Below are 12,434 nucleotides of genomic sequence, written 5' to 3'. Positions count from 1 at the left end.
ATTCCGGTTTCCAGGGCCATGCGCTACGGTCGCGATAAGCCATTTCGAGGGAGATGCCCACAATGTTCCAGACCTTTGATTCCGCTGGCGATCCGGCCGTCGGCAAGCCGCGCGTGGCGCTGCTGCGGCAATGGCTGGCCGAGAACGGCCTCGACGGCTTCACGGTCCCCCGCGCCGACGAGCATCAGGGCGAATATGTCGCCGACCGCTCGGCGCGGCTGAAATGGCTGACCGGCTTTTCCGGTTCGGCCGGTGTCGCCATAATCCTGCGCGACCGCGCCTTCATCTTCGTCGACGGCCGCTACACGCTGCAGGTGCGCAACGAGGTCGACCTTTCGATCTTCACCATCGAAAGCCTCATCGACAATCCGCCGGCCGCCTGGATCAAGGACAATCTCGGCAAGGGCGCGAGGCTCGGCTTCGACCCCTGGCTGCACACGATCGGCGAGATCAAGGCGCTCAGGGCATCGGCCGAGCAGTCCGGCGCTATTCTGGTGCCGCTCGACAAGAATCCCATCGACATCATCTGGAAGGACCAGCCGGAGCCGCCGCGCGCACCTGTCGAGATCCATCCGCAAAATCTCGCCGGCGAACTCGCCAAGGACAAGCTGGCTCGGCTGGCGGGCGCGATCGAGAAAGACGACGCCACCCATGCGGTGCTGACGGATCCCTCTTCGATAGCCTGGGCCTTCAACATCCGTGGCGGCGACGTGCCGCATACGCCGCTGGCACTCGGCTTCGCCATCCTGGCCGCCGACGGCAAGCATCAGATCTTCATGGACCAGCGTAAATTCCCACGTCAGGTCGCGGCCTACCTCACGCAGTTGGCTGAGCTGCACGATCCAGGCGAATTCGAAGCCGCGATCATCGAGCTCGCCAAGGGCGGCGCGAAAATCGCGCTCGATCCCGTGCTGGCGGCGGACAAGCTGAGGATGCTGGTCGAGGACAATGGCGGCACCGTCGTGCTGGCCGCCGACCCGGCGCGCATACCGCGTGCCACCAAGAACCAAGCCGAGATCGCCGGCAGCCGCGCCGCGCATCGCCGCGACGGCGCCGCGGTCGCCAAGCTGCTTTGCTGGCTGGATCGCCAGAAGCCCGGCTCGCTGGACGAGATCGCCGTCGTCACCAAGCTTGAGGAAGTGCGCCGCCAGACCGGCGAGGAAACGCAGATGCCGCTGCGCGACGTCTCCTTCGACACGATTTCCGGCGCCGGCCCGAACGGCGCGATCATGCACTACCGCGTCTCGCGCGCCACCAGCCGCAAGCTTGAAAGCGGCGAGCTGTTCCTGCTCGATTCCGGCGGCCAGTATCAGGACGGCACCACCGACATCACCCGCACCGTGCCGATCGGCCAGCCGACCGAGGAGATGCGAGAACGCTTCACCCTCGTGCTGAAGGGCATGATTGGCATCTCGACACTGCGTTTCCCCGCCGGCACCCGCGGCTCTGAAATCGACGCCGTCGCGCGCATGGCGCTGTGGACGCATGGCTGCGACTTCGCCCATGGCACCGGCCACGGCGTCGGCTCCTACCTTGCAGTGCATGAAGGGCCGCAGCGCATCGCCCGCACCGGCTCGGAAAAACTGCTCGCCGGCATGATGCTGTCCAACGAGCCGGGCTATTACAAGGAAGGCGCCTACGGCATCCGCATCGAGAACCTGATCCTGGTGACGCCTGCCGAGCAGATCGAAGGCGGCGACATCGCCATGCACGGCTTCGAGACGCTGACCCTGGCGCCGATCGACAAGCGGCTCATCCGCAGCGACCTGCTGCACCGCGACGAGTTGCAATGGCTCGACCGCTATCACGCCCGGGTTCTGGCCGAGATCGGCCCGATGGTCGACGGCGAAACGCTGGCCTGGCTGGAAAAAGCCACCGCGCCGCTGCCGCACGACGCGAAGATCTGAGAACAGCCTCTTTCTCCCCGTTCACGGGGAAAAATGCCCGGTTCGCCCTCCGTAGCTGCAGCGCAGCTGCTGCTGAGGACGGGCAGGGCAATGAGGGCGGCGCCAGCTATGCAGGATGGAAGCTAACCCATAAACTGGCGCGCGATTATCAACACCGCCGCGCCCGCCAAAAACATCGCCATCAGCCCGCCGCGCAGCGATACCAGCACGGTGACGATCAGCGCCGCCCATTCGGCCGGTCCGGCATGCAGCAGTTCCGGCGCGACGAGCGTCGTCAGCACCGCCGCCGGCACGGCGTTGAGCCCGGCCTCGACGCGCGGATGGATGGTCTCGAAGCGCGAGATGACGAGATGGCCGCCGACACGCGTGAGATAGGTGGCGACGGCGCCTGCGAGGATGATCCAGAAGGTCGTGCTCATGGCCGCTTGCCCACGCCGCTATGGTGTGGCGGCAGGATCACCGCCAGAAGGACGCCGGCGACCGCGCCGATCGAGACATGCCAGGGCGAGCCGACGGTTCTGTAGGCGATGATCGAGGCGACGGCGCTGGCGGCGATGACGGGCGCCCAAAGCGGCCGCTTGCGGAAGCCGAGCACCAGGCCGAGGAAATAGATCGGCAACAGGAAATCGATGCCCAGCGCCTGCGTATCCGGGATCATCTTGCCGAACACAGCACCCAAGCCGCTTTCGATCACCCAGAACACGTAGACCGGCAGGCCGAGACCCAGATACCAGACGAAACCGACGGGACGGCCGGACTCGGCCCTTGCTTCGGCGATGGCATATTGCGGATCGGTCAGGATGAAGTAGCCGAGCGCCTGCTGCAGCACGGGCCAATGCGCGATACGCCTGCCGATGCCGGCCGAATAGAGCACATGGCGGAAATTCACCGCGAAGATCGAGAGCACGATCAGCCAGGGCGCGACGTGCTGGCCGAACAGCTCGATGCCGACCATCTGGCTGGCGCCGCCATAGATCGTGGCGCTCATCAAAAAAGCTTCGAGCACGGAGAAACCATTATCGACGGCGATCGCGCCGAACAGGATCGCGAACGGCGCCGAGGCGACGACGACCGGCATCGACAATCGCACGCCGTCCCAGAAATCGCCGCCAGTCCTGCCCCTGGAGATTGCTTCCGCCGCCATCAGCCGCTCCTTAAGCATGTCGCCCAGAAGTGCGCAGCGGTTCTGGGACAACGTCATGCATCAACCAAAGACTTGAAGCGCGTCGCCTGAATCCGCTCGATGAGACGCGCCTTACGAGCGGCCTCATTTAGGGAGCGTCGCCTTGCTTGTCACACCAATTCGCTTGACCCGGCGATCAGCGGAACTGATCGCCGGGTTGCCAATCGCCGGAAATTCCTGAGCGTTCAGCTGACGAAATAGCGCTGCCATTCGAAGTCGGTGATGTGCGAGGCCTGCCAGGCATCGAACGCCGCCTGCTCGGCGCGGCGGCTCTCGGCGTAATTGTCGCGGAACGCCTCGCCGAAAGCTTCGGCGCAGAAGTCGGATGCGGCGAAGGCTTCGATAGAAGCGTTAAGCGTGCGCGGCAGTTTCGGCTTGTCGAGATTGGCCAGATTGGATGTCACCGGCGCCTCAAGCGGCAGGTCCTTTTCGATGCCTTCGCAGCCCGCCGCCAGGATCGCGGCGATCGACAGGTAAGGATTGACGTCGGCGCCCGGCGCGCGGTGCTCGAGCCGGCAGGCTGCGTCGTTCGGCGTGGTGATGGCGCGGATCGGCGCGGTACGGTTTTCGAAACCCCAGGCGACGTCTTCCGGCGACCACGCGCCGCGGTCGAAGCGGCGATAGGAATTGACCGTCGGCCGGAAGAAAATATGCGTCTCCTGCATGCGGTTGAGCACGCCGGCGAGGAATTTTTCGGCGACCGGCGTCAAGCGGTTGGGGCCGGCCGCGAAGGCCGGCTTGCCGTCCCGCCACAGGCTGACATGGTGGTGCGCGCCGCAGGCGCTTTCCTTGCCCGGTGGCTGGAAGCGCGTCATGAAAGTCGCGACCAGCCCGCGCTCGGCGCAAAGCTCGCGCAGATGCAGCTTGGCCCGCATCGCCGCGTCCGCCGCTTCCAGCGCGCTCGTCGGCGTCAGCGCATATTCATACATGCCGTAGCCATATTCGGTGACCAGCGAAGCGACGCCGATGCCGATGCTTTTCATGCGCGTGATGAACTCGGCGGCGAAATCCTGGTAGTCGCCGCTGCGCACGAGATCGTAGTTGATCAGCGAATGCCCCCACGGCTTCAGCTCGCGATAGCGGCCGGCTCGCATCAGGTCGTGGTCGGCGTGAAAAATGCCGAACTCGTATTCGAGCGCGAATTTCGACTCGTAGCCGAGCGCTCGCGCACGCTCCTCGACGCGGGCCAGAACGCCGCGCGGATCGTAGGGGCAGACGGAGCCGTCGAGCATGTAGGAGCGCGTGATGGCGGAAGCGAATTTCGGTTTCCAGCCATGCTGCACCACCGTGTCCGGATCGATGAGCCCCTTTATGTTTGGAAAGCCGTTCTCCTCATTGGCGCTCGGCGAGGCGAAGGCGACGTCGCCCATCGGCTGGCCGTCGCCATGTGTGACGCAATAGAGGATGGCGTTGATCGACTCGCCATAGGCGGAGAGCTTCAGCGGCGCGATCTTGGAGCGCACGACGCCTGACGTGTCGACCGTATGCACCTCGACGAACTCGACGCCGCGCGACGCGAGCTCGGCCTGCAGCGCTTCGAGCTTCGGCGCATACGCCGCCACCCTGTCCTCAAATTCCACGTTCAACCCTCCACCAGGAAATGACGACGCTATTTGGCGCTGCGCCGGAAAAGAAGCGACAGCAGCTCGTCGAGCTCGTGCCGTCCGCTGATGCCGCTTGGCCGGAATGCCATGCAAAGCACGATGACCACGCCGAGCGCCACGCCCGAGAGCCCGAGCAACTGCGGCATTTGGATGCCCGCGACGGTCACGCCGGACTCGATGCTGCGGATGAATTCCAGCCCGATCGAAAGCACGATGACGCCGGTCACCGCCCCGGTCACCGTCGCCATGCCGCCGAGGATCAGCATCGCCAGCGTGTTGAAGATCATCTGGAAATAGAACAGCTTCGGGCTGATCGTGCCGGCGAAATAGGCGTAGAGCACGCCGGCGAGGCCGCAGATCAGCGCCGACAGCACCCATGACATCAGTCGCAGTTTTTTCGCGTCGATCCCGAGTGCGGCCGCTGCCTGCGGGCTCTGCGCGCTGGCGCGCAGCTGCAGGCCCCAGCGGCTGTCCTTGAACAGCCGCGCCGCTACGATCGCCACGACCGCGAAGACCAGCATCCACGGCAGGCCGACGACTTTCGGAATGCCGAAGAAGGCCTGGTTGCCTTTGAACAGATCGGTCCAGTTGAGGAACACCGAGTGGACGATGATCAGCAGCGCCAGGCTGACGATGGTCGCCGCGACTCCCGACAGCCGGCTGATCACCTTGCCGCTGACCAGCGCCACGATGCCGACGACCAAGAGCGCGCTGAGCGCCGACGAAACCGGATCGAGCTCCAGCGTCGCAAAGCCGAATGGCGCGTTGGGGATCGACAGCTTCTTCATGGCAAGCGGCGTCGACAGGATGGCGACGCCATAGGCGCCGAGCCCGACAAAGGCGCTGTGGCCGAGATTGGCGATGTTGGAATTGCCCATGAACACCTGCAGCCCGACGACCACGATCAGGTTCACGAAGGCGCCGAGCGCCAGGAAGCTGTAGTAGGTCGGCGCGAAATTCAGCACCAGGAGCCCGATCGCCAGCACCGGCAGAGCCGTCACCAGCCCGCCGATCAGCGAGCGGAGGACCGCGTTGCCGGGCTGCGCGGCGGCGGCCGGCGCCGCCATTTGTTCGACGGTCTGCGAGAGTTCGGAGCCTGCCACGTCAGATCTCCTTATCGCCGAGTTCGACGCGCTGGCCGAGCAGGCCCTCCGGGCGGTAGACAAGCAGCGCGACGATGATGGCGTAGGTAAGCGCGTCCCTGAAGCCCGCATATTCCTGCGGCAGGGCGACGAGCAGGCCGACTTCGATGAAGCCGAGCAGCATGCCGCCCACCGCCGCGCCCGGCAGCGAGCCGAAGCCGCCGATGACGCAGGCGACGAAGGCCTTCAGCACCAGGCCGAAGCCGAGGTCGGGCGAGACGCTGCCGCGCCGCGCCAGGATGAAGACGGCGGCAATGCCCGCCAGCGCGCCTGAGATCGCGAAGGCCGTGGCGATCACCCGGTTTGCCTTGATCCCCATCAGCCGCACCGTGGCGAAATCGCGCGAAGCGGCGCGGATGGCGAGGCCGAGCGTCGAGCGGTTGAGGAAGAGCACCAGGGCAAGGATGGTCAAGCCCGAGACGATCAGCTCCATCACTTGCAGCGAGGAGACGGCAAAGGGACCGAAGAACCACATCTGGTTCAAACCGTTGAGAATCGAGACCGACTGCGGCTTGGGCGAGATCAAAAGCATGAAAAGGTTCTGCACCACGATCGAAGTGCCGAAGGCGGTGAGCAGCCCGGTCGTGGTCGGCGCGTAGCGCACTGGCCGGAAGGCGACGCGCTCGAACACGACCGCCGCCAGCGCTGCCATGCCGACGGCAAGCAGCACCGCCACGAAGGGCGAGGTCAGCCCGAACGCCGCGGCCAGGAACACGCTGTAGGCCGAGACGCCGATGATCTCGCCATGCGCGAAATTCACCAGGCCCATGATCGAGAAGACGACGGCCAACCCCAGCGCCACCAGCGAATATTCCGCCCCAAAGGCGAGCGCGTTCAGAAGCTGCTGCAGAGCGTAGTCCATGTCGCCGCTACCCGCCGATATAGAGGTTGAACAGGCCGTGCTCGTCGGCGAGCCTGGCCGGCGGTCCGTCATAGCGCAGCGTGCCCGAGCTCACGACATAGACGCGGTCGGCGAAGCGCAGCGCCTGCCTCGCGTTCTGTTCGACCACCAGCAGCGTCAGCCCTTGCGCCTTTAGCTCGCCGATGAAATCGAAGATGCGCGCCACGATCTTCGGCGCGAGTCCCAGCGACGGCTCGTCGAGCAAAAGCAGCTTCGGTCGCGACATCAGCGACCTGGCGATGGCGAGCATCTGCTGCTCGCCGCCCGAAAGCGTGCCGGCCGCCTGGCCGTAGCGTTCGGAAAGCACCGGGAACAGCGCCAGGTACCGCTCGATGTCCTGGCGCACACCAGCGGGGTCGCGCCTCGTCGCGGCCCCCAGCCGCAGGTTCTCGCCGACGCTCAGGTTGGCAAAGATGTGCCGGCCTTCCGGCGTAGAGGTCAGTCCGGCGCGGATGCGGTCCTCGGTGCGGACATGCGAGATGTCCTTGCCGTCGAGGACGATGCGGCCCGAAGCCGGCGTGACCAGGCCTGTCAGCGCGTTGATGGTCGAGCTCTTGCCGGCGCCGTTGGGCCCGAGCAGGGCGACAAGTTCGCCCTGCCCGACCTCGAGCGACAGTTCGCGCACCGCCGTGACGGCGCCGTAGCGCACGACGAGCTTCTCGACCTTCAGCACGTGTCCCGGCCCTGCCTAGTTCAGCGCCGGAACGAAGGTCGGCGGCGCGTCGGTGATCAGCACCCGCTTGCCGTCGGCAAAGCCCATTACCGGAACGGCCTTGACCGGATAGCCCTTCTTCTCGGCAAAGGAGATCGTCGGCGCCGTCGTGCCCGGATAGCCGCCCGGCGCGCGGATCGCCTCGCGCAGGGCCGCGGGGTCGACGGTGCCGGCTTTCTTCGCCGCTTCATAGCTGATCTGCACCATGTCGGCGCCGAGCGCGTCGAAGATGCCGTTGATCTTGTAGCCGTCGGCCTTGCACTGCGCGAGGAACTTGTCGATCGGACCATCGACGCCGGTCGCGCCATGGGTCGCGAACATAACCTTTTCCAGTGACTTCGGATCGCCGACGGTGCCTTCCAGGGACTTGTCGTCGAAGGCGTCGCAGCCAGCCACCCAGCCCTCATAGCCGTTGGCGCGCAGTTGCCGGATCAGGATGCCGACATCCGGCAGCACGGCGCAGATATGGATGGCGTCCGGCTTCTGTGGCAGCGCCTTGATGCTGGCGATCTGCGGCGACCAGTCGGTGGTGCCATAGGAATAGTTGAACTTGCCGACAACCTTGCCGCCGAGATGCTCGAACACCTCGCCGAACCACTCCGGCAGTTTCTCCGAGTAGGAACCGGCATCGGGCGACACCATCAGTGCGACGGTCCGCGCGCCCTTGCCGTAAAGCGCGTTGGCGGTGGCCGAGGCGTTGATCGGATCGGGCACGGCGCCGGCGATGAAATTGTCGAGACCTGCCTGCTGCATCTCGAGCTGCGTGTTCGGCGCCGAGAACACGGTGGCGCCGTAAGGCTGAGCGGTCTGCGCCATCGGGATCAGCGCATCGGGAAACGGCACGCCGGTGATGATCTGCGCGCCGGCATCGAGGAATTTCTGGCCTAGCGAGACCGAAAGCTGCGGGTCGGAGCGGTTGTCCTCGATCATCAGCTCGACCTTGGGATCGTTCGCGCCCGCCGCCTTGTTCAGTCTGTCGGCCATGCAGCGGGCGCCCTCGGCCTCGCTATAGGGCGCGTAGGCGCCGGTCATGGCGACCGCAAGCCCGATCTTCAGATCGGCAGCACCCGCGTGCCCTGCCTGCAACAGCCCGGCGGTCAGCACCGCCGCTCCCAGCAAAATCTTTTCCATTCTACCCCTCCTTCCTCTCATGTGGGTGTTTCTTCGCTGCCGTCAGGCCGTCTCCGACTGCCCGACATAGACCTCGATTACGCGCGGATCGCGCCACACTTCTTCCGTCTCGCCCGAAGCGATCACCTGCCCCTGGTCCATCACGCAAAGCCGGTCGCAGAGCCGGTTGATGAAGCGCAGGTCGTGGTCGATGACGATGGTCGCGCAGCCAACGTCGCGGCGGATGCCTTCGATCGCAACCGCCAGCGTCTCCGACTCGGCCTCGTTGAGGCCGGCCGCCGGTTCGTCGAGCAACAAGAGCGACGGCCCCAGCGCCAGCGCGCGGGCGATCTCGAGCCGGCGCTGGCTGCCATAGGGCAGCGTGCCGGCCGGGCTGTCGGCGAAGCCCGCCAGCTCGTATTGCAGCAGCAGCTGGTCGACGCCGATCCGAGCGGCGGCGTCGGGACGCACGGCGCGGCAGGTGATATGTGCGACCTCAACGTTCTGGCGTACAGTCAAATCCTTGAACAGCCTGATGGTCTGGAAGGTGCGGCCGACCCCTGCCCGCGCGCAATGCTCCGGGCCTCGCCCGGTGATCTCCTCGCCCGCCAGGCGCACACTGCCGCTGTCCGGCTTGAGCACGCCCGAGATGGCGTTGACGAGCGTCGATTTGCCGGCGCCGTTCGGACCGATGAGGCCGAGGATCTCGCCGGCCTCGCAGGTCAGCGAGGCGTTGCGCAGAGCCTGCACGCCGCCGAATGTCTTGCTGACCGCCTCAACCGACAGCATCGGTCATCTCTCCCATTGCCGGCCGCTGGCTGTTCTCCTGTCGGCCGTCAAAAGGATGCTAGCCCTCTGACTTTTCCAGAACAAGCAATTTTTTCCATTTTAGAAAAGTTCTTGAACGGAAAGGCCTCGGCCCGCCGCTCAGCCGCCTGCTCGCGGCGGCAGCCCGTCGCGCGGCACGGTGTTCGACATCAGCATGATGACGGGCTCGTCGCCGAGCGCGACATAGGCGTGCTGCATCTCGCCGTCGAACAGGATGCTGTCGCCGGGCTGCAGCACAGTCGGGTCGTAGTGAAGCGTATGCAGTTGCAGGCTGCCGCTCAGCACATGGATAAACTCCTCGCCCGAATGGCTGCGCCAGCCGCCGTTTTCCTCGAAGCTTCTGGCGTGCAGCGTGACGCGCCAGAAAATATTGGTCTTGTCGCGGAAATCGCTGCACAAGACCTCGAATTCCATCGCGTTGCCTTCATGCAGGATGCCGCTGCCGGCGCGCGTGATCGAACGGCGCGCCTGCGGTCCGGGCTTCGGGCTGAACAGGAACGAGGCCACCGGCACGTGCAGCACCCCGGCGATCATCAGCGCGATGTCGACGGTCAGCCTGGCCTTGCCGTTCTCCAGCTTCGACAGCTGCGAAACGGAAAGGCCGGAGCGCTCGCTGAGATCGCGCAAGGTGATGTTCTGGTGCTTGCGCGCGTCGCGGATCTTGCTGCCCACATTGCCTTGCATCGTCCACGCCCTTGGCTGTCGTGTTTCCAATTCGACAAGCTCTAGCGTTCCGCTATTTGAGCGTCCAGCCTTTAGACGGCTACGGCTGATTGCGGCCATAGCGACATCGCGACGGTGGAAAAGGCATTTTCGAGAAGGCGGCTGATGCGTTCGAAAGTCTCCGGATCGGCAAGCAGGTCGTTGCGCACCTCGAGGTAGAGGCAGGGCCGACCCTGCTGCAGTCCATGCCGGTCCAGCGTGTAGCCGACGGCCTGGCGCCAGTCGTAAGGTTCGTTGTCGCCGATCCCGAAGCCTGCTTCCGCGCCCTGCGTCCCGAGCGTTTTCAGCACCGAATTGACGAAGGGCGACTGTTCCCGCCACAGCACGCCGATATCGACATTGCGCTTCACCCCGCCCATCACCGGCGTGAAGGAGTGCACCGAGATCAGCGCCCGGCAGCCGGCGGCGGCATCGATGATCGCCCGCTCGACCGGCGCCCAGGCGACGAACTTGCGCAGCCTCGCCTCCGCGGCATCGACCGCCAGATTGCCCGGCACCGGGATGCCGCCGAGATCCGGCCGCATGAAATCCCACTCATCCGCGGGCCGGTTGTAGTCGAGGAACAGCCGCGAATAGCGCGCGATCACGGCCGGTGCCCGCAGCGTTTGCGAGAGCCTCCGCGTCAGCGCATCGACGCCGATGTCGACCGCGAAATGCGTGTCGAGATAGGGCCCTGCCAGGCCAAGACCGCGCCATGGCGCCGGCACGGCGTTGCCGGCATGCTCGGCGACCAAAAGATAAGGGTTGGCCGCTTCCGGCAGCAACCGTTCCACGCCGGCGGCGGCAAGCGCCGCTACGGCCGCATCGCCAAGCTTTTCAAGGTCCCGCACGGCCGGATGCCGTTGGCGATCAGGCGATGATGGAGCGGACATGGTACGCCTTCGCCGCCGTCGCCTCGATCAGGCCGGCACGTCCGTTGGTGCGCCCGAGACCGGAATTCTTGATGCCCCCCCAGGGCAGGTAAAGGTCGGCATGGTCGCAGCGGTTGAGATAGACCGTGCCGGCCTCGACCTCGTCGAGCAGCGCCACGCCGCGCTCGACGTCGCGCGTCCAGATCGAGGCGCTGAGACCGTAGTCGCTGTCGTTCATCAATCGTATCGCTTCGTCATCGCCGCTGACCGCCTGGACGCAGGCCACCGGCCCGAACAGCTCGTCGCGCATGATTTGCATGCCATGATCGACGCCGGTCAGCACCTCGGGCGCGACATAGGCGGTCCCGAGGCTTGCCGCCTTGAGCGCGCCATCCTGCGGCATCAGGCGCTTCGCCCCCGCCCGCACCGCGCTGTCGGTGAGGCCGCGAATGGTGTCGGCCGCAACCGCGCGCACCACCGGACCGACCATCGGCTTTTCGCCGATCGGATGGCCAATGCTCCATTTCGCCGTCTCGGCGACCAGCGCCTCGACGAAACGGTCGTGGATCGAGCAATCGACATAGATGCGCTCGACCGAGCAGCAGGACTGGCCGGCATTGGAATAGCTTCCCTCCGCGATCAGCGGGACCGCCGCTTCGAGGATGGCGTCGGAGCGCACATAGGTCGGATCCTTGCCGCCGAGCTCGAGATGCACCTGGGTGAAGGTGCCGGCGGCGGCCGCATGCACGCGGCGGCCGCCATTGACCGAGCCGATGAAATTGACGGCGTTGAAGACGCCGGACGCGATCAGCCGCTCGGCGTCAGGATGGTCGAGATGCAGGCTCTGGAACACACCTTCCGGCCCGCCGGCGGCGCGAAAAGCCTCCTCTGCAAGCTCCGCGATCAGCGGCGTCTGCGGCGAATGCTTGAAGATCACCACATTGCCCGCCGCAAGCGGCGAGGTGACCAGATAGCCGAGCATGGCTGTCGGGTAGTTCCAGGCGCAGATCGAAAGATGCAGGCCACCAGCAATCGGCTTGGCGTAGCGGCGGATGTTCTCATCCGACGGATAGGGCATGTCGGCCAGCGTCTCCGGCGCGGCGCCGGCAAGCAGTTCGCCGATCAGCGCCAGGCGCGGCGTCTCGTCGGCCTGCCAGAGCGGCCTGCCGATCTGCCACGCCACCGCCTCGGCGAGCGGGACGGCGCGCGCTTTCATCTCCTCGCCGAAGCGCAGAAGGATCGCCAGGCGCTCGGCCAGCGGCGTGCGTCGCCAGGTGGACAGCGCCGCGCGAGCCCGGGCGACGGCCGCCTCGATCGCCGCGCCGTCCGCATAGGCGCGCGTGGCGTAGATCGAGCCGTCGACAGGAGAGGTCACCGAAAAGGTCCGCGCGCCGGAATGCAGGTTCATGGTCTTGGAATCCACCCAAAAAGGAAAGTCCTCAATCACGGCACGATATCGCTATTTTCCATTTT

The 12,434-nt window shown here is 65.7% G+C and carries 12 protein-coding genes; 1 reads left to right on the top strand and 11 read right to left on the bottom strand.

The window, feature by feature from the left end:
* The first annotated feature begins 62 nt into the window (after window positions 1–62).
* Entirely contained in the window at window positions 63–1,907 is a 1,845-nt protein-coding gene (locus tag FJW10_RS26915) for an aminopeptidase P family protein (protein ID WP_140902321.1), read from the top strand.
* Window positions 1,908–2,029: 122 nt separating this feature from the next.
* Here FJW10_RS26915 and FJW10_RS26910 read toward each other — a convergent pair whose 3' ends face one another.
* The 11 genes from FJW10_RS26910 to FJW10_RS26860 all read right to left on the bottom strand — a co-directional run bounded on the left by FJW10_RS26910 (window position 2,030) and on the right by FJW10_RS26860 (window position 12,369).
* Window positions 2,030–2,326 carry an AzlD family protein gene (locus FJW10_RS26910; RefSeq protein ID WP_140644085.1) on the bottom strand — a complete coding sequence of 99 codons (297 nt, stop codon included), beginning with the start codon at window positions 2,324–2,326 and terminating at the stop codon, window positions 2,030–2,032.
* Entirely contained in the window at window positions 2,323–3,051 is a 729-nt protein-coding gene (locus FJW10_RS26905; RefSeq protein WP_140902320.1) for an AzlC family ABC transporter permease, read from the bottom strand. The genes FJW10_RS26910 and FJW10_RS26905 overlap by 4 nt, the downstream gene beginning before the upstream one ends.
* A 224-nt stretch (window positions 3,052–3,275) precedes the next feature.
* Window positions 3,276–4,670, bottom strand: a complete 1,395-nt coding sequence (locus FJW10_RS26900) for a glutamine synthetase family protein (RefSeq protein WP_140902319.1) — start codon at window positions 4,668–4,670, stop codon at window positions 3,276–3,278.
* Between the two features lie 29 nt (window positions 4,671–4,699).
* Entirely contained in the window at window positions 4,700–5,797 is a 1,098-nt protein-coding gene (locus tag FJW10_RS26895) for a branched-chain amino acid ABC transporter permease (RefSeq protein WP_246674378.1), read from the bottom strand.
* 1 nt (window position 5,798) lies between these two features.
* Window positions 5,799–6,698 (bottom strand): branched-chain amino acid ABC transporter permease, encoded by a 900-nt coding sequence (locus FJW10_RS26890; RefSeq protein ID WP_140902318.1) that lies wholly within the window; start codon window positions 6,696–6,698, stop codon window positions 5,799–5,801.
* Window positions 6,699–6,705: 7 nt separating this feature from the next.
* Window positions 6,706–7,410, bottom strand: a complete 705-nt coding sequence (locus tag FJW10_RS26885; protein WP_140829030.1) for an ABC transporter ATP-binding protein — start codon at window positions 7,408–7,410, stop codon at window positions 6,706–6,708.
* A gap of 15 nt (window positions 7,411–7,425) precedes the next feature.
* A complete protein-coding gene (locus FJW10_RS26880; RefSeq protein ID WP_140829028.1) occupies window positions 7,426–8,580 on the bottom strand; it encodes an ABC transporter substrate-binding protein in 1,155 nt (384 codons plus the stop codon).
* Window positions 8,581–8,622: 42 nt separating this feature from the next.
* On the bottom strand, window positions 8,623–9,348 hold the full coding sequence (locus tag FJW10_RS26875) for an ABC transporter ATP-binding protein (protein WP_140829026.1): 726 nt from the start codon (window positions 9,346–9,348) through the stop codon (window positions 8,623–8,625).
* 138 nt (window positions 9,349–9,486) lie between these two features.
* A complete protein-coding gene (locus tag FJW10_RS26870) occupies window positions 9,487–10,071 on the bottom strand; it encodes an XRE family transcriptional regulator (protein ID WP_140829024.1) in 585 nt (194 codons plus the stop codon).
* 71 nt (window positions 10,072–10,142) lie between these two features.
* On the bottom strand, window positions 10,143–10,940 hold the full coding sequence (locus tag FJW10_RS26865; protein ID WP_181177676.1) for an N-formylglutamate amidohydrolase: 798 nt from the start codon (window positions 10,938–10,940) through the stop codon (window positions 10,143–10,145).
* A gap of 19 nt (window positions 10,941–10,959) precedes the next feature.
* Entirely contained in the window at window positions 10,960–12,369 is a 1,410-nt protein-coding gene (locus FJW10_RS26860; protein ID WP_140902315.1) for an aldehyde dehydrogenase family protein, read from the bottom strand.
* Window positions 12,370–12,434: the final 65 nt, after the last annotated feature.

This window comes from Mesorhizobium sp. B4-1-1 (genome assembly GCF_006439375.1).
GTDB lineage: Bacteria > Pseudomonadota > Alphaproteobacteria > Rhizobiales > Rhizobiaceae > Mesorhizobium.
The sequence above is the reverse complement of the archived record's forward strand: the minus strand, read 5'-3'. Positions and strand labels throughout refer to the sequence as shown.

Bases quoted from the DNA above. Each gene is read 5' to 3' on its own strand.
- FJW10_RS26890 (WP_140902318.1), bottom strand. From the start codon at position 6,698: ATGGACTACGCTCTGCAGCAGCTTCTGAACGCGCTCGCCTTTGGGGCG.
- FJW10_RS26870 (WP_140829024.1), bottom strand. From the start codon at position 10,071: ATGCAAGGCAATGTGGGCAGCAAGATCCGCGACGCGCGCAAGCACCAG.
- FJW10_RS26910 (WP_140644085.1), bottom strand. From the start codon at position 2,326: ATGAGCACGACCTTCTGGATCATCCTCGCAGGCGCCGTCGCCACCTAT.
- FJW10_RS26875 (WP_140829026.1), bottom strand. From the start codon at position 9,348: ATGCTGTCGGTTGAGGCGGTCAGCAAGACATTCGGCGGCGTGCAGGCT.
- FJW10_RS26880 (WP_140829028.1), bottom strand. From the start codon at position 8,580: ATGGAAAAGATTTTGCTGGGAGCGGCGGTGCTGACCGCCGGGCTGTTG.
- FJW10_RS26905 (WP_140902320.1), bottom strand. From the start codon at position 3,051: ATGGCGGCGGAAGCAATCTCCAGGGGCAGGACTGGCGGCGATTTCTGG.
- FJW10_RS26915 (WP_140902321.1), top strand. From the start codon at position 63: ATGTTCCAGACCTTTGATTCCGCTGGCGATCCGGCCGTCGGCAAGCCG.
- FJW10_RS26860 (WP_140902315.1), bottom strand. From the start codon at position 12,369: ATGAACCTGCATTCCGGCGCGCGGACCTTTTCGGTGACCTCTCCTGTC.